Origin of the sequence: Streptomyces sp. NPDC020681, from assembly GCF_044334895.1 — a bacterium.
Classification (GTDB): Bacteria; Actinomycetota; Actinomycetes; order Streptomycetales; family Streptomycetaceae; genus Streptomyces.
This window is the reverse complement of sequence record NZ_JBIRTX010000007.1, coordinates 199,606-224,619: the sequence shown is the minus strand read 5'-3', so window position 1 is coordinate 224,619 and position 25,014 is coordinate 199,606. Positions and strand designations below refer to the sequence as shown.

Sequence of the window (25,014 nt, the reverse complement as noted above, 5' to 3'; positions counted from 1 at the left end):
GTGCAGCCCGCCCGTACGCTCGCCGCCGCTCTCGCCGAAGGGCTCGTCGTCCTCGACGGCGGGCTCTCCAACCAGCTGGAGGCGCAGGGCTGCGACCTGTCCGACGAGCTGTGGTCGGCGCGCCTGCTCGCCGACGATCCGCGGCAGATCGAGGCAGCGCACGCGGCCTATGTACGGGCGGGCGCGCAGGTGCTCATCACCTCCAGTTACCAGGCCACATTCGAGGGGTTCGCGCGGAGAGGAGTCGGACAGGAAGAGGCCGCGAGGCTGCTCGCGCGCAGCGTTGAACTGGCGCGCGCAGCAGGCGAGATGACGGCGAGCGAGGTGTGGGTGGCGGCCTCGGTGGGGCCGTACGGCGCGATGCTCGCGGACGGCAGTGAGTACCGGGGCCGGTACGGGCTGTCGGTGCGGGAGCTGGAGCGTTTCCACCGGCCCAGGGTCGAGGCTCTGGCGGCGGCGGGCCCCGATGTGCTGGCGCTGGAGACGGTGCCGGACATGGACGAGGCGGAGGCGTTGCTGCGCGCGGTCGACGGATGCGGGGTTCCGGTGTGGCTCTCGTACAGCATCGCCGGCGAGCGCACCCGGGCCGGTCAGGAGCTGGCCGCCGCCTTCGAGCCGGCCGTGGGCAGTGACCAGGTGATCGCCGTCGGGGTGAACTGCTGCGAGCCGGCGGACGCGGACCGCGCGGTGGAGCTCGCCGCCGCGGTGACCGGAAAGCCGGTGGTGGTCTATCCGAACAGCGGAGAGCGGTGGGACTCGGAAGGGAGGAGATGGCTGGGCGGGGCCACGTATGACCCGGCCAGGGTCGGCGACTGGCTGGCCTCGGGTGCCCGGCTGGTCGGCGGCTGCTGCCGGGTGGGCCCGGACCGGATCGCGGAGCTCGCGGCCCTTGCCGGCGGCGGTCGGCAGGAATTCCCTGGTCGGAGCGGGTGAATGCGACCATACTCGGACGCGTGTTCTTGACGATCAGTACGACCGGCGACCTCGGACGTCCCGCCACCGACCTCGGTTTTCTGCTGCACAAGCATCCCGACAAGGCGCAGACGTTCTCCACCTCGCACGGCACGGCGCATGTCTTCTACCCCGAAGCGTCCGCCGAGCGGTGCACCGCCGCGCTGCTGCTGGAGGTGGATCCGGTGGCACTGGTGCGGCGAGGCAAGGGCAAGGGCCGCGGCGGCGCGCCCGATTCGGCGCTCGCGCAGTACGTCAACGACCGGCCGTATGCCGCGTCCTCGCTGTTGGCGGTGGCGCTGAGCACCGTGTTCAAGAGCGCCCTGCGCGGAGTGTGCGCCGCTCTGCCCGAGCGCGCCGAGGCCCCGCTGCCGCTGCGCATCGAGGTTCCGGCGATGCCCGCCCGCGGCGGCGCCGAGCTGGTCCAGAAGCTGTTCGGGCCGCTCGGCTGGGCGACGGTCGAGGCGGAGCCGGTGGCGCTGGACGAGCAGTTCCCGGAGTGGGGCGACTCGCGCTATGTGCGGCTGGTGCTGGAAGGAGAGCTGCGGCTCGCCGACGCGCTGCGGCAGCTGTACGTCCTGCTGCCGGTCCTCGACGACGCCAAGCACTACTGGGTCGCGCCGGACGAGGTGGACAAGCTGCTGCGGGCGGGCGAGGGCTGGCTGGCCGAGCACCCGGAGCAGAAGCTGATCACCAGCCGCTATCTGTCCCGCCGCTGGGGTCTGACCCGGCAGGCGATGGAGCGGCTCGAGCTGGTACGGCTGGCCGAGGCCGACGACCTGGTGATCGAGGACGTCGACAACGCCGTGGACGAGACGACCGACACCGAGGAGAAGCCGGTGCCGCTCGCCGAGCAGCGGCGGGACGCGATCCTGGCGGCGCTGCGCGCGGCCGGCGCGATCCGGGTGCTCGACCTGGGCTGTGGGCAGGGCCAGTTGGTGCAGGCGTTGCTCAAGGACGTGCGCTTCACCGAGATCGTCGGGGTCGACGTGTCCGTACGGGCGCTGGCCATCGCCGGACGCCGGCTGAAGCTGGACCGGATGGGCGAGCGGCAGGCGGAGCGGATCAAGCTGATGCAGGGTTCGCTCACCTACACCGACAAGCGGTTGACCGGCTATGACGCGGCCGTGCTGAGCGAGGTCATCGAGCATCTCGACCTGCCGCGGCTGCCCGCACTCGAGTACGCGGTGTTCGGCTCGGCCAGGCCACAGACGGTGATCGTGACGACGCCGAACGTCGAGTACAACGTGCGCTGGGAGACGCTGCCCGCCGGACATGTGCGTCACGGCGACCACCGCTTCGAGTGGACGCGCGAGGAGTTCCGCAGCTGGGCGGGGGCCGTCGCCGAACGGGACGGCTACGGCGTGGAGTTCGTGGCCGTCGGGCCCGACGACCCCGAGGTCGGTCCGCCGACGCAGATGGCCGTGTTCACCAGGACCGACAAGCCCGGAGCAGACAAGCCCGGGAAGGCCAAGCGCGGTACCGACAAGCCCGAGGCCCACAAGCCCGAGACCCGCAACACCGAGACCGAGAAGGAGGCGAAGGCCGCATGACCAGTCCTGAGACAAGCACCGCCGGCACCAGCAACAACGCCCGCAAGCTGCCGGTGACCGACCTGTCCCTCGTCGTCCTCATCGGCGCGACCGGATCCGGCAAGTCCACCTTCGCCCGCAAGCACTTCAAGCCGACCGAGGTCATCTCCTCCGACTTCTGCCGCGGGCTCGTCGCCGACGACGAGAACGACCAGAGCGCGAGCGGCGACGCCTTCGACGTACTGCACTACATCGCGGGCAAGCGGCTCGCGGCCGGCCGGCTCACTGTCGTCGACGCCACGAGTGTGCAGTCGGAGAGCCGGAAGCAGCTGGTGCAGTTGGCGCGCCAGTACGACGTGCTGCCGATCGCGATCGTCCTCGACCTGCCCGAAGAGGTGTGCGCGGAGCGCAATGCCGAGCGGCCGGACCGGGCCGGGATGCCGCGCCATGTCATCCAGCGCCACCGGCGCGAACTGCGCCGCTCGCTGCGCGGCCTCGAGCGCGAGGGCTTCCGCAAGGTCCACATCCTGCGCAGCGCGGAGGAGGTCGAGGCCGCCGAAGTCGTCCTGGAGCGCCGCTACAACGACCTCACGCATCTGACGGGGCCGTTCGACATCATCGGCGACATCCATGGCTGCAGTTCCGAGCTGGAGACCCTGCTCGCCCAGCTCGGCTATGTGGACGGCGCACACCCCGAGGGCCGTACGGCCGTGTTCGTCGGTGACCTGGTCGACCGGGGACCGGACAGCCCCGGCGTACTGCGCCGCGTCATGTCAATGGTCGCCTCAGGCACCGCCCTGTGCGTGCCCGGAAACCACGAGAACAAGCTCGGCCGCTACCTCAAGGGCCGGAACGTGCAGCACACCCATGGACTCGCCGAGACCATCGAGCAGCTGGACAAGGAGGACGACGCCTTCCGCGAGCAGGTGCGGGAGTTCATCGACGGACTCGTCAGCCACTACGTCCTCGACGAGGGCAAGCTGGTGGTCTGCCACGCCGGGCTGCCCGAGAAGTACCACGGCCGCACATCCGGCCGGGTGCGCTCGCACGCGCTGTACGGGGACACCACGGGCGAGACCGACGAGTTCGGGCTGCCCGTGCGTTACCCGTGGGCGGAGGACTACCGGGGACGGGCCGCTGTGGTCTACGGCCACACACCTGTGCCCAACACCTCATGGATCAACAACACCATCTGCCTGGACACCGGAGCCGTCTTCGGCGGCAAGATGACCGCGCTGCGCTGGCCCGAGCGCGAGCTGGTCGACGTACCGGCCGAGAAGGTCTGGTACGAGCCTGTCCGCCCGCTCAGCACGGAGGCGCCCGGCGCCCGCGAAGGCCGGCCGCTGGACCTGGCCGATGTGCAGGGACGGCGGGTCGTGGAGACGCGGCACATGGCGCGCATCGGCGTGCGCGAGGAGAACGCGGCCGCGGCGCTGGAGGTCATGAGCCGGTTCGCGATCGACCCCCGGCTGCTCACCTATCTGCCGCCGACGATGTCGCCGACCGCGACGTCGCGTGCGGAAGGCTTCCTGGAGCACCCGGCCGAGGCGTTCGCCCAGTACCGCGCGGACGGCGTCGCCAAGGTCGTCTGCGAGGAGAAGCACATGGGCTCGCGCGCGGTCGCCCTGGTGTGCCGTGACGCCGAGGCCGCACGTGAGCGGTTCGGAGTGGACGGACCGACCGGAGCGCTGCACACCCGTACCGGACGGCCCTTCTTCGACGACGCCGCCGTGACGGAGGAGATCCTGGACCGGCTGCGTACGGCCGTCACCGCGGCGGATCTCTGGCAGGAACTGGACACGGACTGGCTGCTGCTGGACGCCGAGCTGATGCCGTGGTCGCTCAAGGCGTCCGGGCTGCTCCGTTCGCAGTACGCGGCGGTCGGCGCGGCGTCCGCTGCGGTCTTCCCGGGTGCCACGGCGGCGCTCGAGGCGGCCGTCGCGCGCGGGGTCGAGGTCGACGGACTGCTCGCCGTCCAGCGCGAAAGGGCCGCCGACGCGGCGGCGTTCACCGAGGCGTACCGGCGCTACTGCTGGACGACCCAGGGCCTGGACGGAGTGCGTCTCGCGCCGTTCCAGATCCTCGCCGTGCAGGGCCGGTCGCTGGCGGCCGTACCGCACGACGAGCAACTGGCGTGGCTGGACCGGCTGGTGGAGCACGACCCCACCGGCCTCCTCCAGGTCACCCGGCGGCTGGTCGTCGAGACCGCGGACGAGGACTCGGTCGCGGCCGGGGCCGACTGGTGGCTGGAGATGACCGGCAGGGGCGGCGAAGGCATGGTCGTCAAGCCGCTCCAGGCGCTGGCGCGCGACGGCAAGGGCCGGCTGGTGCAGCCGGGCATCAAGGTCCGCGGCCGCGAGTACCTGCGGATCATCTACGGCCCGGAGTACACGCGTCCGGAGAACCTGGAGCGGCTGCGCAACCGCTTCCTCAACCACAAGCGGTCGCTGGCGCTGCGCGAGTACGCGCTGGGGCTCGAGGCGCTGGACCGGCTTGCCGAGGGTGAGCCGCTGTGGCGGGTGCACGAGGCGGTCTTCGCGGTCCTCGCGCTGGAGTCGGAGCCGGTCGACCCCCGGCTGTGAGCCGCAGCTGAGAGAGGATCGGCCACACGGCCGGGGACTCCTGGAAAAGAAGTGGATCGTTCGCCGGGTGAACGGCGCGCCGCGCGGTGAGGATGGGGGCATGGGATTCCATGTCGACTCCGAGACCGGGCGGCTGCGCCGGGTCATACTGCACCGGCCCGATCTCGAGCTGAAGCGTCTCACCCCCACCAACAAGGACGCGCTGCTCTTCGACGATCTCCTGTGGGTGCGCCGCGCCCGCGCGGAGCACGACGGGTTCGCGGACGTGTTGCGCGACCGCGGGGTGGAGGTGCATCTCTTCGGTGATCTCCTGCGCGAGTCGCTGGAGATTCCGGAGGCCAGAAAGCTCGTCCTCGACCGGGTCTTCGACGAGAAGGAGTACGGTCCGCTCGCCGCCGACCACCTCCGGACCGCGTTCGACGAGCTGCCCACCGCCGCTCTGGTCGAGGCGCTGGTCGGCGGGATGACCAAGCGGGAGTTCCTCGCCGGTCATCCCGAGCCGACGTCCGTCCGTTTCCATGTGATGGACCTGGATGACTTCCTGCTCGGCCCGCTGCCCAACCATCTCTTCACCCGCGACACCTCCGCCTGGATCTACGACGGAGTCTCGATCAACGCGATGCGCTGGCCGGCCAGGCAGCGCGAGACCGTGCACTTCGAGGCGATCTACAAACACCATCCGCTGTTCACCGGTCCGCTGGCGGGCGATTTCCACCACTGGTCGGAGGGGCAGGACGACTACCCGTCCACCATCGAGGGCGGCGACGTGCTGGTCATCGGCAATGGCGCCGTGCTGATCGGGATGAGCGAGCGCACCACTCCGCAGGCCGTGGAGATGCTGGCCCGCGGGATGTTCGCGGCCGGATCGGCGCGCACCATCGTGGCGCTGGACATGCCCAAGCGGCGGGCCTTCATGCATCTCGACACGGTGATGACGATGGTCGACCGGGACATCTTCACCCAGTACGCGGGGCTCGGCATGCTCCGCTCGTACACCATCGAACCGGCCGAGGGCTCGCAGGCGCTGAAGGTGAGCGACCATCCGCCGGAGCAGATGCACAGCGCGATCGCCGCCGCGCTCGGCCTGAAGGAGATCCGGGTGCTGACCGCGACCCAGGACGTGCACTCCGCGGAGCGCGAGCAGTGGGACGACGGCTGCAACGTCCTTGCGGTCGAGCCGGGCGTCGTCGTCGCGTACGAGCGCAATGTCACCACCAACACGCATCTGCGCAAGCAGGGCATCGAGGTGATAGAGATCCCAGGCAGCGAGCTGGGACGGGGCCGGGGAGGACCCCGTTGCATGAGCTGTCCGGTCGAACGTGACGCCGTCTAGCCACCTCGGGGCCCCCGCACAGCCCTCTCGCGGCCCCCGAACAGCCCCTGTATAGCAATGCAGAGCGTCGTATACACTTCCACGGTCACCGCAGTCGCGACCCAGGAGCAGCCCCCATGGCGATACATCTCGCAGGCCGCCATTTCCTCAAGGAGCTGGACTTCACCGCCGAGGAGTTCCGCGGCCTGATCGAGCTGGCCGCCGAGCTCAAGGCGGCGAAGCAGGCCGGTGAGGAGGTCCAGCGGCTGCGGGGCAAGAGCATCGCGCTGATCTTCGAGAAGACCTCCACCCGCACCCGCTGCGCCTTCGAGGTCGCGGCCGCCGACCAGGGGGCCTCGACGACCTACCTCGATCCGGCCGGCTCGCAGATAGGGCACAAGGAGTCGGTGAAGGACACCGCGCGCGTGCTGGGCCGGATGTTCGACGGCATCGAGTACCGGGGCCACGGTCAGGGCGTGGTGGAGGAGCTCGCCGTGCACGCCGGGGTTCCGGTCTACAACGGGCTCACCGACGAGTGGCACCCGACCCAGATGCTCGCCGACGTGCTGACGATGACCGAGCACACCGACAAGCCGCTGGACCAGGTCGCGTACGCCTATCTCGGCGACGCCCGCTACAACATGGGCAACTCGTACCTGGTCACGGGCGCGCTGCTGGGCATGGACGTACGGATCGTCGCGCCCCGCCTGCTGTGGCCCGACGACACGATCGTGGCGCTGGCGCGGCGGCTGGCCGAGGTGTCCGGGGCGCGCGTCGCTCTCACCGAGGACGTCGCCGACGGCGTGCGCGGTACGGACTTCGTCGCCACCGATGTATGGGTGTCGATGGGGGAGCCGAAGGAGGTGTGGGACGAGCGGATTGCGCTGCTCGGTCCGTACGCCGTGACGATGGACGTCCTGCGTGCCACGGGCAATGCGAACGTGAAGTTCCTGCACTGCCTCCCGGCCTTCCACGACCTGGGCACCAAGGTCGGCCGTGAGATCCACGAGCGGCACGGTCTGACCGAGCTCGAAGTCACTGACGAGGTCTTCGAGTCGGACCACTCGGTCGTCTTCGACGAGGCGGAGAACCGGATGCACACGATCAAGGCGGTCCTGGTCGCCACGCTCGCGGCACCCTGAGGTGTGACGGTCCGGGGCCGTCAGCTGCGCGACGGGAGGGTGAACCAGACCGCCTTGCCCGCGGCGGTCTGGCGGTGACCGCAGTCCGAGCTCAACGCGCGGATCAGCAGCAGGCCGCGGCCGTCCTCCTGCCAGGGGTCGGGCCGCGAGCCCGCGGCGGGACGGTGCAGATCGCCCGGCGGTGCCGGGTCGCCGTCATGGACCTCGACCTGGCAGCCCGTGGGCAGCAGCTCGACCACGAGTTCTATGGGTGACTCGCGGTGGGTGTGCTCCACCGCGTTGGCGACCAGTTCCGCGGTGAGCAGCTCCGCGGTGTCGCTGTCCGCCGCCGCCTCGATGTCCGCCAGCGCCGTACGGATCAGGGCGCGCGCGATGGGCACCGCGGCCGCGGTGTGCGGCAGCGCGATGCGCCAGGAGGCGGGTCCGGAAGCTTCGAGCACGGCGGGTCCATTTCGGCGGTCGGTACGGTTTCTGCCCGATTTTTACGGGATCAGGCGGTATTCGTTCGTGGTGTGACGTCCTGCTTTCAACCTTATGGAGCGAGAGACGCCTAACAAGGGGCCGGGTACCCCACTGGGTGGGACCTGTGCCACAACCGTGGCAGGACCATTGCCGTGTACCGGACCGGCACCGGTTGGCGTATCGCGCACTCGTGACGGCAGTCACGTAAGGGTGATAGCTTCGGAGGGAGGCGGCAGACCACTCGCCAGAGGAGGCCACACCCGATGAGCCCCTTTCTCAGCTCCGCGCAGCGCACCGAGAACTGGCGTCATCTGCGGCTGACCGTGGACGACGGGGTCGCGACCGTCACACTCGCCCGCCCGGAGAAACTGAACGCGCTCACCTTCGGCGCATACGCCGACCTGCGCGATCTCCTCGCCGAGCTGGCGCGCGAGCGGTCCGTCCGGGCGCTGGTGCTCGGCGGCGAAGGACGCGGCTTCTGCTCCGGCGGCGATGTCGACGAGATCATCGGCGCGACGCTGTCCATGGACACGGCTCAGCTCGTCGACTTCAACCGGATGACCGGCCAGGTCGTACGGGCTCTGCGCGAATGCCCCTTCCCGGTGATCGCGGCCGTGCACGGCGTCGCGGCCGGCGCCGGTGCGGTGCTCGCGCTCGCCGCGGACTTCCGGGTCGCGGATCCGACCGCCCGATTCGCGTTCCTGTTCACCAAGGTGGGGCTCTCGGGCGGCGACATGGGCGCGGCGTATCTGCTGCCGAGGGTCGTCGGCCTGGGCCATGCGACCCGGCTGCTGATGCTCGGAGAGCCGGTCCGCGCGCCCGAGGCCGAACGGATCGGCCTGATCAGCGAGCTGACGGACGAAGGCCGGGCGGACGCCCGGGCCGCCGAGCTGGCCCGCCGCCTCGCCGACGGCCCGGCGCTGGCGTACGCACAGACCAAGGCGCTGCTCACGGCCGAACTCGACATGCCACTCGCGGCATCGGTCGAGCTGGACGCCTCGACGCAGGCGCTGCTGATGACGGGCGAGGACTACGCGGAGTTCCACGCCGCGTTCACGGAGAAGCGCGAGCCGAAGTGGCAGGGACGCTGACGATGTCCCCGCGCCCCGGTCCCGCAGGTCCCCCCGGCAGCAGCCTCCGCGTCGCCGTCATCGGCGGCGGACCCGGCGGGCTGTACGCCGCCGCCCTGCTCAAGCGGCTCGACCCCGCCCGCGAGATCACCGTCTGGGAGCGCAACGCTGCCGACGACACCTTCGGCTTCGGCGTCGTCCTCTCCGACGAGACTCTCGGCGGCATCGAGCACGCCGACCCCGTCATCTACCGGGCGCTCCAGGACGAGTTCGTACGCTGGGACGACATCGACATCGTCCACCGCGGCCACACCCTCACATCCGGCGGCCACGGTTTCGCCGCGCTCGGCCGCCGCCGGCTCCTCGAGATACTCCACGAGCGCTGCACCGACCTCGGCGTACGGCTCCGTTTCCGCTCGCCCGCCCCGCCCGCCGCCGAACTCGCCGCCACCCACGATCTGGTCATCGCCGCCGACGGCGTGAACAGCCTCACCCGCGAGGCGCACGCCGACGCGTTCGCGCCGCACATCACCACGCACCGCTGCCGCTACATCTGGCTCGCCGCCGACTTCGCCTTCGACGCCTTCCGGTTCGAGATCGCGGAGACCGAACACGGCGTGATGCAGCTCCACGGCTACCCCTTCTCGTCCGACGCGAGCACCGTGATCGTCGAGATGCGCGAAGAGGTCTGGCAGGCCGCCGGGTTCGACGACTGCGACGAGCAGGAGTCCATCGACCGGTGCGCGAAGATCTTCGCCGACGCCCTCGACGGCCACCCGCTCAGCGGCAACAACTCCACCTGGATCGCCTTCCGCACCGTCGTCAACGACCGCTGGTCCCACGGCAATACGGTGCTCCTCGGCGACGCCGCCCACACCGCCCACTTCTCCATCGGCTCCGGCACCAAGCTCGCCGTCGAGGACGCACTCGCGCTCGCCGCCTGCATCGACGAACAGCCGACGCTTCAGAGCGCGCTCGCCGCATACGAGAGCGAGCGCCGCCCGGTCGTCGAGTCGACCCAGCGGGCGGCCGCGGCCAGTCTGCGCTGGTTCGAGGAGCTCGCGAACGTTCTCGACCAGCCGCCGCGCCAGTTCGCCTTCAATCTGCTCACCCGCAGCCGCCGGGTCACCCACGACAATCTGCGGCTGCGCGACCGCGCGTTCACGGACGCCGTCGAACACGACTTCGGCTGCCGGCCCGGCACACCGCCGATGTTCACCCCCTTCCGGCTGCGCGGTCTCGAACTGCGCAACCGCGTCGTCGTCTCGCCGATGGACATGTACTCCGCCGTGGACGGCGTTCCCGGCGACTTCCACCTCGTCCACCTCGGCGCGCGGGCGCTCGGCGGCGCCGGGCTGGTGATGACCGAGATGGTCTGCGTGAGCGCGGAAGGCAGGATCACCCCCGGCTGCACCGGCCTCTACACCCCGCAGCAGGCCGCAGCCTGGAGCCGTATCACCGACTTCGTGCACTCCCAGTCGCCCGGCACCGCCATCGGAGTGCAGCTCGGCCACTCCGGCCGCAAGGGCTCCACCCGGCTGATGTGGGAAGGCATCGACGAACCGCTCCCGGACGGCAACTGGCCGCTCGTCGCGGCCTCACCGCTCCCGTACAAACCGGGCGTCAACCAGGTCCCGCAGGCGCTGGACAGCACCGGACTCGCCGAGATCCGCGAGCAGTTCGCCGCCGCGACCTGGCGCGCCGCCCGCAGCGGATTCGACCTGCTCGAACTCCACTGCGCCCACGGCTATCTCCTCTCCGGCTTCCTCTCACCGCTCACCAACCGGCGCACCGACGCCTACGGAGGCTCGCTCGAGAACCGGCTCCGCTTCCCGCTCGAGGTCTTCGACACCATGCGCGGCATCTGGCCCGACGACCGGCCCATGACCGTGCGCATCTCCGCCACCGACTGGGCGCAGGGCGGCAACACGGCGGACGACGCCGTGGAGATCGCCCGCGCCTTCGCCGCCCACGGCGCCGACGCGATCGACGTCTCCACCGGCCAGGTCGTCGCGGACGAACAGCCGGAGTACGGCCGCTCGTACCAGACTCCGTACGCCGACCGGATCCGCAACACCATCGGCATTCCGGTCGTCGCGGTCGGCGCGATCTCCTCCTGGGACGACGTCAACTCGCTGCTGCTGGCGGGCCGCGCCGATCTCTGCGCGCTGGCCAGGCCGCATCTGTACGACCCGCACTGGACGCTGCACGCGGCGGCCGAGCAGGAGTACGCGGGAGAGGGCGCGGTCTGGCCGGAGCCGTACCGGGCGGGTAGCCGCAGGCCTCCCACCGGCCGCACGGACGCGCCGAAACCCCGGCTCACCCTGCGCTGACCACGGCGCGCCCTTACGACTGCACGAACGCCGCGCCCGCGTCCCTCAGCAGCTCGTGCAGCCGCGCGAAGACCTCCGCCGACCGTCCGCCCGGCCAGCCCTCAGGCAGCAGCTCGGCCGGCAGTCCGGGATCCACGTACGGCAGCCGCCGCCAGGAGTCCAGCGCCAGCAGATAGTCCCGGTACGCGTCCTCCGGAGTCCCCGTGTGCCCCGCCGACCAGGCCCTGAGCACCGGCTCGTGCACATCGAGGAACTCATCGTGCTCCTTGGCGATCGCGCCGAGGTCCCACCAGCGCGCCACCGCCTCCTCCGTCGCCGCGAAGCCGAGGTGCTCGCCGCGGAACAGTTCGACATACGGGTCGAGTTGAAGGCGGCGGAGCGTGTGCCGGGTCTCCTCGTGCAGCCGCGCCGGCGCGATCCACACTCCGGGCGCGGCCGAGCCGAAGCCGAGCCGTCCCAGCCGCGAGCGCAGCAGATGGCGCTTGTGCCGTTCGGCCTCGGGCACCGAGAAGACGGCGAGCACCCAGCCGTCGGACAGCAGCGGCGAGCCCCGGTCGTAGATGCGCCGGTCGCCGTCGTCGAGGAGCTGTCGGGCGTCGTCGGACAGGGCGTAGCCGGCCGAGCCGTCGTCGGTGCGGGCGGGAACCAGCAGGCCCCGGCGTTTGAGGCGGGAGACCGAGGAGCGCACGGACGGCGCGTCGACGCCGAGTACCGCCAGCAGACGGATGAGTTCGGACACGGGGACGGGCCCCGGCCGTTCGCGTCCGTACGCGCCGTAGAAGGTGACGATCAAGGAACGAGGGGTGTGCTGCTCAGCCACGTGATCACTTTAGGGCCCTCAGGCGGAAGCGCTGCAGCTTGCCGGTCGCGGTGCGCGGGAGCGCGTCGAGGAAGACGATCTCGCGCGGGCATTTGTACGGAGTCAGTCGCTGTTTGACCGACTCTGTGAGCGCGTCCGCGGTGTCGGTGCCGTCCGGCACGCCTTTGCGCAGAACGACATACGCCACCACGATCTGGCCGCGGAGCGCGTCCTCATGGCCGACGACCGCCACTTCCGTCACATCCGGGTGGTGCAGCAGCGCCTCCTCCACCTCGGGTCCCGCGATGTTGTACCCGGCCGAGATGATCATGTCGTCGGCGCGGGCGACATAGCGGAAGTAGCCGTCCGGCTCACGCACATACGTGTCACCGGTGAGATTCCAGCCGTCGTGCACGTACTCCAGCTGGCGCGGGTCGGCCAGATAGCGGCAGCCGACCGGGCCGCGCACGGCCAGCAGGCCCGGCTCGCCGTCCGCCACAGGAGTGCCGGAACGATCCACCACGCGCGCCTGCCACCCCGGCACCGGCACACCGGTGGTCCCCGGCCTGATCGCCTCGTCGGCGGCGGAGATGAAGATGTGCAGCAGCTCGGTCGCGCCTATGCCGTTGATGATGCGCAGACCCGTGCGTTCCAGCCAGTCCTGCCAGGTCGCGGCCGGCAGATTCTCGCCGGCCGACACACATCTGCGCAGCGAGCCGATGTCGTGCGTGCCGAGGTTGTCCAGCATCACGCGGTACGCGGTCGGCGCCGTGAACAGGACGGACACCCGGTGCGCGGCGATCGCGGGCAACAGCTGTGTCGGACCCGCCTGTTCGAGCAGCAGCGCCGAGGCGCCCGCCCGCATCGGGAAGATCACCAGACCGCCGAGCCCGAAGGTGAAGCCGAGCGGCGGGCTGCCCGCGAAGACGTCGTCCGGCTCCGGCCGCAGCACCTGCGCGGAGAAGGTGTCCGCGACGGCCAGCACGTCCCGGTGGAAGTGCATGCACCCCTTCGGCCGGCCGGTCGTGCCGGAGGTGAAGGCGATCAGCGCTACATCGTCGGCCGCGGTCTCAACGGCCGGGTACGGCTCCGAGGCCCGGGACGCGGCCAGCCGCAGCAGATCGTCGGGGGAGTCGCCGCCGTACGACGTGATGCGCAGCCCCGGCACCTCGGCCTTCGCCAGATCGTCGAGCGAGCGGATGTCGCACAGCGCATGGCTGACGGCCGCGATCTCGCACACGGTCGCCAGTTCCCTGGCCCGCTGCTGGGCCAGCACGGTGACCGCCACCGCTCCGGCCTTCAGCACCGCCAGCCAGCAGGCAGCGAGCCAGGGCGTGGTGGGGCCGCGCAGCAGGACGCGGTTGCCGGGGACGATCCCCAGCTCGGAGGTGAGGGTGTGGGCTATTCGGTCGACCTGTTCGCGCAGTTCCGCGTACGTCCAGATCTCGCCGCCGCCGGTGCGGAAGACGGGCCGGTCCGCGCCGAAGCGCTCGATCGTACGGTCCAGCAGCTCGGCTCCGCAGTTGAGCCGCTGCGGATAGTCGAGCGCGGGCAGCTCGAAGAGGAGTTCCGGCCATTGCCCGGCGGGCGGGAGATGGTCGCGCGCGAAAGTGTCGAGGTGGGCCGAGGGTGACAGCGCCATTGTTCGCCCCCTTCTCGTGGTGGGGTCGCGAATCGAGCGTATCGTGAAGGTGACGACAGTCAACGGTGCGCGATACCGTGCTTTTCCCGGGGGCACCCCCGGACCCCCGGCCAGCCGAAGTGGGGGCACGAATGTCCGTATTTTCGCTCGATCCGGCACAAACCGCCCGGTGTGCGCAGCTGCGCACGCTGGCCGCCGAGACGCTGCGGCCTCTCGCGGAGAAGGCGGAGCCGGGACGCGTCAACCGCCCACTGATCGCGGCCCTCGGCGAACTCGGCCTGCTGGAGCGGCTGTTCGAGGCCGGAGCGCTGGAGCTCTGTCTGCTGCGCGAATCGCTCGCCCACGGCTGCACGGAGGCCGAGACCGCGCTCGCGCTGCAAGGCCTCGGCAGCTACCCCGTCGCCCAGTCCGGCACCGCGGCCCAGCGCGACCGCTGGCTTCCCGAGGTCGTCGCGGGCCGGGCCGTCGCCGCCTTCGCGCTGAGCGAGCCCGACGCCGGATCGGACGCGGCGGCGCTGGCCCTCAGAGCCGTGCCGGACCAGGGAGGCTGGCGGCTCAGCGGCGAGAAGCGGTGGATCTCCAACGCGCCCGAGGCCGACTTCTACACCGTCTTCGCCCGTACGACCGAGGGTGCGGGCGCCCGCGGCGTCACCGCCTTCCTCGTGCCGGCCGACCGCGCGGGGCTGACCGGCACCGCACTGGAGATGCTCTCGCCGCATCCCATCGGCGCGCTGACCTTCGACGGCACGCCCGTGACCAGGGAGGACGTCCTCGGTGAGCCGGACCGCGGCTTCCGCGTCGCGATGAACACGCTGAACCTCTTCCGGCCGAGCGTCGGCGCCTTCGCGGTCGGCATGGCACAGGCCGCACTGGACGCGACGATCGCCCACACGGCCGGCCGCACCGCCTTCGGCGGGCCCCTCAAGGACCTCCAGGCCGTCGCCCACCAGGTCGCCGAGATGGCCACCCGCACCGAGGCGGCCCGCCTTCTGGTCTACGCGGCGGCCGCGGCGTACGACGAGGGCGCGGCCGACGTGCCGAAACGGTCCGCGATGGCGAAGCTGCTGGCGACGGAGACCGCGCAGTACGTCGTGGACGCCGCGGTGCAACTGCACGGGGCCCGCGCGCTCCAGCGCGGTCATCTGCTGGAACATCTCTACCGTGAGGTGCGCGCCCCGCGGATCTACGAGGGCGCGACCGAGGTCCAGCGTTCGATCATCGCCAAGGAGCTGTACGCATGAGCTTCTCGAAGGAGCGGTCCGCATGAGCCTGCACCGGCACAATCCTGCCGAGCTCTCGCCGCCGACCGGCTTCTCGCACGCCGTCACGGCCACGGGCACGCGCATCGTGTTCCTCGCCGGGCAGACCGCGCTGGACATGGGCGGCAAGGTGGTGGGCCGGACGCTGCCGGAGCAGTTCGAGACGGCGCTGGCGAATCTTCTCACCGCGCTCGCGGCCGCCGGCGGAGCCCCGCAGGACCTGGCGCGTGTCACCGTCTATGCCACCGATGTCGCGGACTACCGCGCCAACGCGCCCGAACTGGGCCGGATCTGGCGGCGGTTGGCGGGCCGCGACTATCCGGCGATGGCGGTGATCGGCGCGGTACGGCTGTGGGACGAGGAGGCGCTGGTGGAGCTCGACGGAGTGGCCGTACTGCCGTGACGCAGCAGCGTGACCTACTGGCGGACCGTTCCCCTCCGGCATAACATCGTTATGACCTGACCGAGGGGAGCGGCCATGCCCGAGATCGAGCTGAGCGCGGGGACGATCGCGTACGAGGACACCGGCGGCCCCGGCCCCGTCGTCGTCCTGCTGCACGGACTGGTCCACGACGCGACGGTCTGGCGCAAGGTCGTCGCCGACCTCTCCCGGGACCACCGCTGCATCGCGCCGACCCTCCCGTACGGCGCGCACCGCACGCCGATGCGCCCCGACGTCCCTCTCACCCCCGACTCCGTCAACGAGCTGATCGCCGAGTTCCTGGACCGCCTGGAGCTGCGCGACGTGACCCTCGTCGAGAGCGACTGCGGCCGTGCCCAGACCGTCGCGGGCCGCCATCCCGAGCGGCTCGCGCGGCTGGTCCTCATCTCCTGCGAGGCCTTCGACAACTACCCGCCGGGCGCTCCCGGCAAGATGATCGCGTTCGTCTGCAAAGTGCCGGGCGGCATCGCGCTGATGGTGCGGATCCTGGCGCTGAAGTCGCTGCGGCGGCTGCCGATCGGCCTCGGCGCGCTCACCAAGCGCCTGGTGCCGCCCGAGATCGCCGACGCCTGGCTGCGCCCGCTGCTCACGGACAAGGCGATCAGGGCCGACTTCCGGCGCTACGCCGTGGCCGTACGGAAGACCGAACTGCTCGAGGCGGTTGACGGGCTGCGGAAGTTCGACCGGCCCGCGCTGGTGATCTGGGCGACGGAAGACTTGATGATGCCGCGCGAGCACGGCCGGCGGCTGGCCGAACTGCTGCCCCAGGGACGGCTGCTGGAGATCGAGGACAGCCGCACGCTCATTGCCGAGGACCAGCCTGAGCAGCTGTCCGCGGCGCTTCGCGCCTTTGTCACGGAGCCCTCAGGCGGGGGATCTTGATCGACTGGTGGCCCGTGAGGACCGGGTTTACCGTCGACTAGTGGACGGAACCGTCTACCGACCCTCCCGTGAGGGCACGATGCGCCATGACGAGCCCGCAGCCGACACCCACGTCCCAGAGCACCGCCCCGAAGAAGAAGGGCGGTGGCAATGGCATCGCCCTTCTCGTCATCGCCTCGTGTCAGCTGATGGTGGTCCTCGACATCACCATCGTGAACATCGCACTTCCGGACATCCAGAGCTCGCTGGACTTCTCCACCACGAGCCTGTCCTGGGTGATCAACGCCTATACGCTCACCTTCGGCGGGCTGTTGCTCCTCGGTGGCCGCGCCGGTGACATCCTCGGCCGCCGCCGGGTCTTCATCTTCGGCGTACTGCTCTTCGCGCTCGCGTCGCTGCTCGGCGGACTCTCCCAGAACTCCGGCCAACTGCTCGCCGCCCGTGCCCTGCAGGGCGTCGGCGGCGCCATCGCGTCTCCGACGTCGCTCGCGCTGATCGCCACCACATTCACCGAAGGCCCGGCCCGCAACCGGGCGTTCGGCGTCTTCGCCGCCGTCTCCGCGGGCGGCGGCGCGATCGGCCTGCTCATGGGCGGCATCCTTGTCGAGTGGCTCGACTGGCGCTGGGTGTTCTTCGTCAATGTGCCGATCGCGCTGCTGATCGTGCTGGCGACTCCCCGCCATATCAAGGAGTCCGAGCGCCATCCCGGACACTTCGATCTGCTCGGCGCGCTGACCTCGACCCTCGGCATGGTGGCGCTGGTCTATGGCTTCATCCGGGCCGCGCAGGAGGGCTGGCGCGATCCGTGGACGATTGCGTCGTTCTGCGCCGCGATCGTACTTCTCGGCACGTTCATCATGATCGAGCGGCGCTCCAGCCAGCCCATCACGCCGCTGCACATGTTCGCCGACCGTAACCGGGCAGGCACGTACGGAATCATGCTGAGTCTCGCCGCCGCGATCTTCGGCATGTTCTTCTTCCTCACGCTGTTCGTGCAGAACGTGCTGGACTTCAGCCCGCTCGAGGCCGGTCTCGCCTTCCTGCCGGTGAGCGCGGTCATCGCGGTCGGCGCGGGCATCGCCTCCCAACTGCTCCCGAAGTACGGTCCGAAGCCCTTCATGGTGACCGGCTCGATCCTCGCCGCCGTGGGTCTGTCCTGGCTGACCCTGACCGACATCCACTCCACCTATCTGGGCAGCGTCCTGGGCCCGATGCTCGTCTTCAGCCTCGGCATGGGCCTGAACTTCGTCTCGCTGACGCTGATGGCCGTCTCCGGAGTGCCCACGCACGAGTCGGGCGCGGCGTCCGGCATGCTCAACGTCACCCAGCAGGTGGGCGGTTCGCTCGGTCTCTCCATCCTGGTCACGGTCTTCGGCACGGCCAGCCGCAACGAGGCCGACGACCAGATCTCCCAGTTCATGAGCCAGGCGACCCCGGCGGAGCAGCTGCGCTTCGAACAAACCGGCCAGCTCCCGAAACCCTTCTCCGACGAGGTGCTCACCTCCGGAGTCTCGGCGGCCTTCATCGTGGCCGCGATCTTCACGGTGATAGCGGCGGTGATCGCGCTCTTCGCCATCCAGGTCCGCCCCTCGGACCTGGAGCGGCTCAAGGGCGGGGTCACCCCGGGGCCCTGACGTCCACCTTGACCTCCGCGCGCGGCGCCGCCGCCTGCGGGCCGGCGCATCACCATGACTCCGCAGGCGGCGGCGGACAGGTGATGCGCGTAGCCCTGGGGCGCACGAGACTGGGGGCATCGCCCGTGAGGGAGGAGGTGATCGTGTGCGTGCCGACTCGCCTGACGGAAATCCGGACGCGTTCTCGAGAGACGCGGCCACGTGGGACGCCGCCTCGCGGGACGAACCCCTTGAGGACGACCCTCCGCAGGGCGCATCGGGCGGCGTCTCGGAGGATTCCGCGGAGGCAACGTCCTCCGCGGCGGGGCTCGCCGTCCTCGGCACCGACACGAAATACCTCTACGCGGATCCCGTCTACTGCCGGGTGTCGGGCGAGACGCGTGCGGGCCTCGACGGCCGCACTGTCAGCTCCCGCGCCGAGCTGAGCGTCGGCCCGGCGCCGCTCCTGGCGGCCGTGCTCGCCGACGGGAACTCGCGTACGCATGTGACCCCGGTCAGCCGCTGCACCTGGCAGCGGCTCACCCTCCACGGAGAGGTCATCGGCCTGGTGGGGCTGCTGGTGGAGACCCTCACGGATGCCGAACGCCACCACATCTCGGACGCGGTCGACCGGATCGGGACGACGCTCGACGAGAAGACGACCTGTCTGGAGGTCGTGAGCTTCCTCCACTCCCAACTGGCCGACGCCGCGGCCATCGACCTGCTGCCGGAGGAGCCGCCTGCCTTCGGGGGCCCCGCGGTGGAGCGCGCCGCCGTGGCCGGCCACGGCGAACTGCTCCCCACGCACCTGCCGGATGCCGTACTGCGCGGCCGCCCGGCCCTCGACGAACAGCGGCTCTCGCTCCCGCTCACGCTCCACGACCGGGTGCTGGGCGCGGTGTCCGTCGCGCGGGCGCGTGGCGGCTTCGGCGCCCGCGACGTGCTGATCGCCCAGGCGGTGGCGCGCCGGGCCGCGGTCGCCGTCGAACACGCCCGCATGCTCGGCCAGGCCCAGCGGACGGCCGTCGAACTCCAGCGTGCGCTGCTGACCGACCCCGGCCGCCCGCACCCCAACCTCCAGCTGGCCACGCGCTATCTCCCCAGCGGCGCGGGCACGTTGGTCGGCGGCGACTGGTTCGAGACCGTACGCCTGCACTTCGGCCGGACGCTGCTGGTGATGGGCGATGTGATGGGCCACGGCGTGGACGCGGCGGTCGACATGAACAGCTACCGCTCGGCCCTCCGCGACGTCGCCGCCGCGGACCTCCCGCCGCACCGCGTCCTCCGCCTCCTGGACCAGGACATCTCCGACTCGTCGTTCCGCCGTCCCGCCACCTGCCTGCTGGTCCGTGTGGACCCCGCGCGCGACCTCGCAGCCTTCTCCAGCGCGGGCCATCTGCCGCCCGCGGTGTTCAGCCGGGAGGGCGCGGCCGAGCTGGTCCGCGTCCCGGTGGGCCCGCCGCTCGGCACGGGTCTCGGCGGCTACGACATCATCTCCCGCACCCTGAACCCCGGCGACACCCTGCTGATGTTCACGGACGGTCTGGTGGAGCGCCGCGGCGAGGACATCGACGCATCCCTGGCCCGCCTGGCCCAGGTCCGCCCGGACCCGGGAGGCACGCTGGACGACCTGGTTGAGACGGTGCTGAACGAACTGGACGCGGCGCATGCGGAGGACGACGTGGCGCTGATGGCGGTGCGGATCCGGGGCAAGGAGGCGCCGGGGGAGGAGTGAGCGCCTCCGGTACGGGTGCGAGCGCTGGGTCGCGAACCTAAACTGACAAAGGCCTCAAAATTCCCCAATAGGTCTCATAAGGGAGATGCACTCCATGGCGAAGCGAGGAAACAAGCGCCGCGCGCGCAAGAAGAAGAAGGCCAACCACGGCAAGCGCCCCAACGCCTGAACAGCCCGAGAAACAGCTCCGAGAGAACAGCCCGGAGAAGCAGCCCCGAGAACCCGGCCGCGGCCCACAGCCGCCGGCCGGGTTTTTGGTGTGCGCGGGACCGGGCCTGCGGGCAGCAGGTCAGTCGGACGCGCTTCTTTGTCTTCGCTGCGGATGAAGATGGGGTCACTGGCATGAAAGGGGGTTACGGAACCGGACCAACCCCGCTAACTTCCTTGAAATGAACCGGTCATGCTCCGCATGGCCGATGTGCCACGGGCGCGACGGCGCGCGCCTGCGCTTGCCCGGCATGCCCTGTTCCGGCTGTCGGACCTCTCGACCCCACCGGGAGCACCCGTGCGCAACAAACCGTTCAGATCCCGCCGATTGACCGCGTCAGTCCTCAGTGCGCTGCTGTCCGCCACCCTGCTCACACCGGCCGCCTCGGCTGCCGAAGCACCCTCGGCACAGTCGGCACCGCCGGCAACCGAACCACGCCAAGCACCCGAACCCACCGCCCTGGCCGAGGAGTTCCAGCAGGTCACCCTCGCCAAGGGAGTGGAGGAGACCGGCGAGCCGATGACCATGGCAGTGCTTCCCGACCGTTCCGTCCTGCACACCTCCCGCGACGGCACGCTCCGCCTCACCGATGCCGTCGGGACCACCAAGGTGGCCGGGAAGCTTGACGTGTACGCCCACGACGAGGAGGGCCTGCAAGGCATCGGCGTCGACCCGGGCTTCGCCTCGAACCGGCATGTCTACCTGTACTACGCGCCAAAGTTGGCCACCCCGGCCACGGACGCCCCGTCCGACGGCACCGACGCGGACTTCGCTCCCTTCGACGGGGTGAACCGCCTCTCCCGCTTCGTCCTGAAGCCGGACGGGACCCTTGATGCCGCCACCGAGAAGAAGATCCTCGACGTGCCGGCGAACCGCGGTATCTGCTGCCATGTGGGCGGCGACATCGACTTCGACAAGGACGGCAACCTGTACCTGTCGACCGGCGACGACTCCAATCCGTTCGCCTCCGACGGATACACCCCCATCGACGAGAGGCCCGGCCGCAACCCCGCCTACGACGCGCAGCGTTCCTCCGGCAACACCAACGACCTGCGCGGCAAGATCCTGCGGATCAAGGTCGCGGGCGACGGCTCGTACACCGTCCCCGGCGGCAACCTCTTCGCCCCCGGCACCGCCAGGACCCGCCCCGAGATCTACGCCATGGGCTTCCGCAACCCCTTCCGGATGAGCGTCGACAAGCCCACCGGAATCGTCTACGTCGGCGACTACGGCCCGGACGCGGGAACCGCCAGTGCGACGCGCGGACCCGCCGGGCAGGTCGAGTTCAACCGGATCACCAAGGCCGGCAACTTCGGCTGGCCGTACTGCACCGGCAAGAACGACGCCTACGTCGACTACGACTTCGCGAGCGGCACATCGGGCGCGAAGTTCGACTGCGGCGCGCCGCAGAACACCTCGCCCCGCAACACCGGTCTCACCGATCTGCCGGCCGCTCAGCCCGCCTGGATCCCCTACGACGGCGGCTCCGTGCCCGAGTTCGGCACGGGCTCGGAATCGCCGATGGGCGGACCCGTCTACCGCTACGACGCCGCGAGCACCTCGGACGTGAAGTTCCCGGAGGCGTACGACGGCGACTTCTTCGCCGGGGAGTTCGGGCGCCGCTGGATCAAGCGCATCGAACAGGGCACGGACGGCGCCGTGCAGTCCATCAACCCCGTCCCGTGGACGGGCACACAGGTGATGGACCTGGCCTTCGGCCCCGACGGTGCGCTGTACGTCCTCGACTACGGCACCGGCTACTTCAGCGGCGACCAGAACTCGGCCCTGTACCGCATCGAGCACGTCACCGGCGGCCACTCCCCACTCGCCCAGGCCTCGGCCGACCGCACCTCGGGGCAGGCGCCGCTGAGCGTGGCGTTCTCCTCGGCGGGCAGTTCGGACCCGGACGGCGATCCGCTCAGCTACAGCTGGAAGTTCGGCGACGGCGCCACCTCCACGGCCGCCAACCCGTCCCACAGCTACACGGCCAACGGCCAGTACACCGCCACACTCACGGTCTCCGACACCACCGGCAAGAGCGCCACCGCATCCGTACAGATCACTGTCGGCAACACCGCGCCGTCGGTCAGAATCGAGCTGCCCGTCGACGGCCGCATCATCGATCCCGGCGCGGCGGTCCCGTACAAGGTGACCGTGACCGACCCCGAGGACGGCAGCATCGACTGCTCCAAGGTGAAGATCACCTTCATCGTCGGGCACGACAGCCACGGCCACCCGCAGACGTCCAAGACCGGCTGTTCCGGCACGGTGCAGACGCTCGCGGACGGCGAGCACGATCCCAACGCGAACATCTTCGGCGTGTGGGACGCGGAGTACACCGACCGGGGCGCGGCCGGTCAGCCCCCGCTGACCAGCCACGACCAGCACATCAGCCAGCCCAGCCACCGGCAGGGCGAGCACTTCGGCGACTCCTCGGGCGTCGAGATCATCAGCAAGACGCCCGCGCACGGCGGCAAGACCGTCGGCGAGATCCACGACGGCGACTGGATCTCCTTCAAGCCGTACGCCCTTGACGACGCCACCCGTTTCACCGCCCGCGTCTCCTCCGGCGGCGTCGGCGGCACCCTCGAGGTACGGGCCGGTTCACCCACCGGAGCACTGCTGGGCACGGCCACGGTGCCGGTCACCGGCGGCTGGGAGTCCTTCCAGGACGTGAGCGCGGCCCTGTCGAACCGGCCGGCATCGACCACCACGCTGTACCTCGTCTTCAAGGGCGGCAGCGGCGCCCTGTTCGACGTGGACGACTTCGCCTTCACCACGGCAGCGGCGGGCACGCGGGCCGGCGAGGTGAAGGGGGCGGGCGGCACCTGCATGGATGTGGCCGGCGCCGACACCGCCGACGGCACTCAGATCCAGCTGTGGACCTGCAACGGGACTGCCGCGCAGCGCTGGAGCTTCCCTGGCGACGGCACGATCCGTGCGCTGGGCAAGTGCCTTGATGTCTCGGGCGGAGGTACGGCCGACGGCACCAAGGTCCAGCTGTGGACGTGCAACGGCACCGGCGCCCAGCAGTGGGCGCCACAGTCGGACGGCACCGTCCGCAACCCGCAGTCCGGCAAGTGCCTCGACGCCGAAGCAGGCAGTGGCACCGAGGGCACCCGCTTGATCCTGTGGCCCTGCCACACCGACCCCAACCAACGATGGTCCCTCCCGTCAGGACAGGAGGCACGACACCATGCGTAACAGCCTTGCCCGAGCCGGCTGCTGGCTCGCGGGCGCTCTGCTGTGTGTGGCCGCCACCTCGGCGTCCGCGGTGAGCGCACCGACCCGGACCGCACCGACCCAGAGCGCTCTGACGCAAACCGCACCGACGCAGACCGCACCGGAACAGGCCGCCCCGACACGGGCGGCCGCCGACCCCGCGTACGAGGTCCTGGTCTTCTCCAAGACCGCCGGCTTCCGGCATTCCTCGATCGACGACGGGATCGCCGCCCTGCGTGAGTTGGGCGCGGCGAACAACTTCACGGTGGACGCGACCGAGGACGCCCAGGCGTTCACCACCGGCAATCTGGCCCAGTACAAGGCCGTGGTGTTCCTGTCCACGACCGGGGATGTGCTGGACACGCCGCAGCAGGACGCCTTCGCGCAGTACATCCGTGGCGGAGGCGGCTATGTGGGCATCCACGCCGCCGCCGACACGGAGTACGACTGGCCCTTCTACGGCGGGCTGGCCGGGGCCCTGTTCCACTCCCACCCGCACAACCAGACGGCCACCGTCGAAGTTGAGGACCGGGCGCACGATGCCACCGCCCATCTGGGGGCCACCTGGCAGCGCTTTGACGAGTGGTACAACTACCGCACCAATCCACGCGCCACCGCGCACGTCCTGGCCTCGCTGGACGAGTCCAGCTACAGCGGCGGGAACATGTCCGGCGACCACCCGATCTCCTGGTGCAAGGACTACGAGGGCGGCCGTGCCTTCTACACCGGCGGCGGGCACACCGACGAGTCGTACGCGGAGGCCGGCTTCCGCCGGCACCTGCTCGGCGGCGTTCGCTGGGCGGCGGGCATGACCCACGCCGACTGCCGGCCGGAGACCGGCTACACGTCCTTGTTCGACGGCACCGGCACCACGGGCTGGAAGCAGGCGGGCCCCGGCTCGTTCACGCTGGCCGACGGGACGCTCACCTCGCAGGGCGGCCTCGGCCTGTTCTGGCACGAGGCCAAGGAACTGACCGGCGACTACTCGCTCAAGCTCGACTGGCGCATGGACGGCGACGACAACTCCGGCGTATTCGTCGGCTTTCCCGCGTCCGACGACCCGTGGTCGGCGGTGAACAACGGATACGAGATCCAGATCGACGCCACCGACAGCCCGGACCGCACGACGGGCTCCGTCTACGGCTTCAAGGCAGCCGACACCACGGCCCGGGACGCGGCGCTCAATCCGCCCGGCGAATGGAACACGTACGAACTCCGCATCACCGGTGAGCGGCTGGAGATCTTCCTCAACGGCGCGAAGATCAACGACTTCACCAACACCGACCCGGCGCGCAGTCTGCGCCAGGGCCACATCGGCCTGCAGAACCACGGCGCCGACGACCAGGTCTCCTTCCGCAACATCCGGGTCAAGACGGCGGACACGCAGCCCGGTCCGCGCGCCGGTGTGGTCAAGGGCGTGGGCGGCAAATGCATGGACGTGGCCGGCGCCGCCACCGCGGACGGCACTCAGATCCAGCTGTGGACCTGCAACGACAACAGTGCTCAGCACTGGAGTTTCCCCCGTGACGGCACGATCCGTGCGCTGGGCAAGTGCCTTGATGTCTCCGGCGGAGGTACGGCCGACGGCACCAAGATCCAGCTGTGGACGTGCAACGGCACCGGTGCCCAGCAGTGGGCGCCACAGCCGGGCGGCACCGTCCGCAACCCGCAGTCCGGCAAGTGCCTCGACGCCGAAGGCTCCACCTGGAACGACGGCACCCGCCTGACCCTGTGGACCTGCCACACCGGCCCCAACCAACAGTGGATCCTGCCCTGACCCACGGCGCACAGCGTCTCAGCCGCCGGCCGGCCTCGGTGTTGATCACGG

18 protein-coding genes are annotated in these 25,014 nt (G+C 70.5%); 15 read left to right on the top strand and 3 right to left on the bottom strand.

Annotated features, from left to right (window positions below):
- From mmuM to argF, 5 genes are all read left to right on the top strand, one after another.
- Positions 1-933 carry a homocysteine S-methyltransferase gene (gene mmuM, locus ACH4YL_RS19260; protein ID WP_398508564.1) on the top strand — a complete coding sequence of 311 codons (933 nt, stop codon included), beginning with the start codon at positions 1-3 and terminating at the stop codon, positions 931-933.
- A 20-nt stretch (positions 934-953) separates the two neighbouring features.
- Positions 954-2,504 carry a 3' terminal RNA ribose 2'-O-methyltransferase Hen1 gene (locus ACH4YL_RS19255; protein WP_398508563.1) on the top strand — a complete coding sequence of 517 codons (1,551 nt, stop codon included), beginning with the start codon at positions 954-956 and terminating at the stop codon, positions 2,502-2,504.
- On the top strand, positions 2,501-5,065 hold the full coding sequence (locus ACH4YL_RS19250) for a polynucleotide kinase-phosphatase (RefSeq protein WP_398508562.1): 2,565 nt from the start codon (positions 2,501-2,503) through the stop codon (positions 5,063-5,065). The genes ACH4YL_RS19255 and ACH4YL_RS19250 overlap by 4 nt, the downstream gene beginning before the upstream one ends.
- Positions 5,066-5,165: 100 nt before the next feature.
- On the top strand, positions 5,166-6,398 hold the full coding sequence (locus ACH4YL_RS19245) for an arginine deiminase (RefSeq protein WP_398508561.1): 1,233 nt from the start codon (positions 5,166-5,168) through the stop codon (positions 6,396-6,398).
- Between the two features lie 116 nt (positions 6,399-6,514).
- Positions 6,515-7,519, top strand: a complete 1,005-nt coding sequence (argF, locus tag ACH4YL_RS19240) for an ornithine carbamoyltransferase (protein ID WP_398508560.1) — start codon at positions 6,515-6,517, stop codon at positions 7,517-7,519.
- 20 nt (positions 7,520-7,539) lie between these two features.
- Here the strand turns inward: argF and ACH4YL_RS19235 are convergent, their stop codons facing one another.
- Positions 7,540-7,959, bottom strand: a complete 420-nt coding sequence (locus ACH4YL_RS19235) for an ATP-binding protein (RefSeq protein WP_398508559.1) — start codon at positions 7,957-7,959, stop codon at positions 7,540-7,542.
- Positions 7,960-8,244: 285 nt separating this feature from the next.
- Here ACH4YL_RS19235 and ACH4YL_RS19230 point away from each other — a divergent pair, with 285 nt between their 5' ends.
- On the top strand, positions 8,245-9,072 hold the full coding sequence (locus ACH4YL_RS19230; protein ID WP_398508558.1) for an enoyl-CoA hydratase family protein: 828 nt from the start codon (positions 8,245-8,247) through the stop codon (positions 9,070-9,072).
- Positions 9,073-9,074: 2 nt separating this feature from the next.
- A complete protein-coding gene (locus tag ACH4YL_RS19225) occupies positions 9,075-11,384 on the top strand; it encodes a bifunctional salicylyl-CoA 5-hydroxylase/oxidoreductase (RefSeq protein WP_398508557.1) in 2,310 nt (769 codons plus the stop codon).
- Positions 11,385-11,397: 13 nt separating this feature from the next.
- Here ACH4YL_RS19225 and ACH4YL_RS19220 read toward each other — a convergent pair whose 3' ends face one another.
- Together ACH4YL_RS19220 and ACH4YL_RS19215 are read right to left on the bottom strand one after the other, a co-directional pair.
- Positions 11,398-12,204, bottom strand: coding sequence for a PaaX family transcriptional regulator C-terminal domain-containing protein (locus ACH4YL_RS19220; protein WP_398508556.1), 807 nt, complete (start codon positions 12,202-12,204; stop codon positions 11,398-11,400).
- A gap of 4 nt (positions 12,205-12,208) precedes the next feature.
- The gene (locus ACH4YL_RS19215; RefSeq protein ID WP_398508555.1) at positions 12,209-13,825 is read right to left on the bottom strand and encodes an AMP-binding protein; all 1,617 of its coding nucleotides are present in this window, start codon (positions 13,823-13,825) and stop codon (positions 12,209-12,211) included.
- 131 nt (positions 13,826-13,956) lie between these two features.
- On the opposite strand from ACH4YL_RS19215, the gene ACH4YL_RS19210 reads away from it, so the two are divergent.
- The 8 genes from ACH4YL_RS19210 to ACH4YL_RS19175 all read left to right on the top strand — a co-directional run bounded on the left by ACH4YL_RS19210 (position 13,957) and on the right by ACH4YL_RS19175 (position 24,963).
- Positions 13,957-15,066, top strand: a complete 1,110-nt coding sequence (locus ACH4YL_RS19210; protein ID WP_398508554.1) for an acyl-CoA dehydrogenase family protein — start codon at positions 13,957-13,959, stop codon at positions 15,064-15,066.
- Between the two features lie 22 nt (positions 15,067-15,088).
- Entirely contained in the window at positions 15,089-15,487 is a 399-nt protein-coding gene (locus tag ACH4YL_RS19205; protein WP_398508553.1) for a RidA family protein, read from the top strand.
- Between the two features lie 75 nt (positions 15,488-15,562).
- Positions 15,563-16,408, top strand: coding sequence for an alpha/beta fold hydrolase (locus tag ACH4YL_RS19200; RefSeq protein ID WP_398508552.1), 846 nt, complete (start codon positions 15,563-15,565; stop codon positions 16,406-16,408).
- An 86-nt stretch (positions 16,409-16,494) separates the two neighbouring features.
- A complete protein-coding gene (locus ACH4YL_RS19195; protein ID WP_398508551.1) occupies positions 16,495-18,042 on the top strand; it encodes an MFS transporter in 1,548 nt (515 codons plus the stop codon).
- 145 nt (positions 18,043-18,187) lie between these two features.
- Complete coding sequence (locus ACH4YL_RS19190) at positions 18,188-19,756, top strand: PP2C family protein-serine/threonine phosphatase (protein ID WP_398508550.1); 1,569 nt, start codon at positions 18,188-18,190, stop codon at positions 19,754-19,756.
- A gap of 94 nt (positions 19,757-19,850) precedes the next feature.
- Positions 19,851-19,925: a 50S ribosomal protein bL37 gene (locus ACH4YL_RS19185; RefSeq protein WP_100661309.1), complete on the top strand. Its 75-nt coding sequence runs from the start codon at positions 19,851-19,853 to the stop codon at positions 19,923-19,925.
- Positions 19,926-20,291: 366 nt separating this feature from the next.
- Positions 20,292-23,168 carry a lectin gene (locus tag ACH4YL_RS19180; protein WP_398508549.1) on the top strand — a complete coding sequence of 959 codons (2,877 nt, stop codon included), beginning with the start codon at positions 20,292-20,294 and terminating at the stop codon, positions 23,166-23,168.
- Positions 23,161-24,963 carry a ThuA domain-containing protein gene (locus ACH4YL_RS19175; protein ID WP_398508548.1) on the top strand — a complete coding sequence of 601 codons (1,803 nt, stop codon included), beginning with the start codon at positions 23,161-23,163 and terminating at the stop codon, positions 24,961-24,963. The genes ACH4YL_RS19180 and ACH4YL_RS19175 overlap by 8 nt, the downstream gene beginning before the upstream one ends.
- Positions 24,964-25,014 lie beyond the last annotated feature (51 nt).

Bases quoted from the DNA above. Each gene is read 5' to 3' on its own strand.
- ACH4YL_RS19250 (WP_398508562.1), top strand. From the start codon at position 2,501: ATGACCAGTCCTGAGACAAGCACCGCCGGCACCAGCAACAACGCCCGC.
- ACH4YL_RS19245 (WP_398508561.1), top strand. From the start codon at position 5,166: ATGGGATTCCATGTCGACTCCGAGACCGGGCGGCTGCGCCGGGTCATA.
- argF (WP_398508560.1), top strand. From the start codon at position 6,515: ATGGCGATACATCTCGCAGGCCGCCATTTCCTCAAGGAGCTGGACTTC.
- ACH4YL_RS19230 (WP_398508558.1), top strand. From the start codon at position 8,245: ATGAGCCCCTTTCTCAGCTCCGCGCAGCGCACCGAGAACTGGCGTCAT.
- ACH4YL_RS19225 (WP_398508557.1), top strand. From the start codon at position 9,075: ATGTCCCCGCGCCCCGGTCCCGCAGGTCCCCCCGGCAGCAGCCTCCGC.
- ACH4YL_RS19215 (WP_398508555.1), bottom strand. From the start codon at position 13,825: ATGGCGCTGTCACCCTCGGCCCACCTCGACACTTTCGCGCGCGACCAT.
- ACH4YL_RS19210 (WP_398508554.1), top strand. From the start codon at position 13,957: ATGTCCGTATTTTCGCTCGATCCGGCACAAACCGCCCGGTGTGCGCAG.
- ACH4YL_RS19205 (WP_398508553.1), top strand. From the start codon at position 15,089: ATGAGCCTGCACCGGCACAATCCTGCCGAGCTCTCGCCGCCGACCGGC.
- ACH4YL_RS19200 (WP_398508552.1), top strand. From the start codon at position 15,563: ATGCCCGAGATCGAGCTGAGCGCGGGGACGATCGCGTACGAGGACACC.
- ACH4YL_RS19195 (WP_398508551.1), top strand. From the start codon at position 16,495: ATGACGAGCCCGCAGCCGACACCCACGTCCCAGAGCACCGCCCCGAAG.
- ACH4YL_RS19175 (WP_398508548.1), top strand. From the start codon at position 23,161: ATGCGTAACAGCCTTGCCCGAGCCGGCTGCTGGCTCGCGGGCGCTCTG.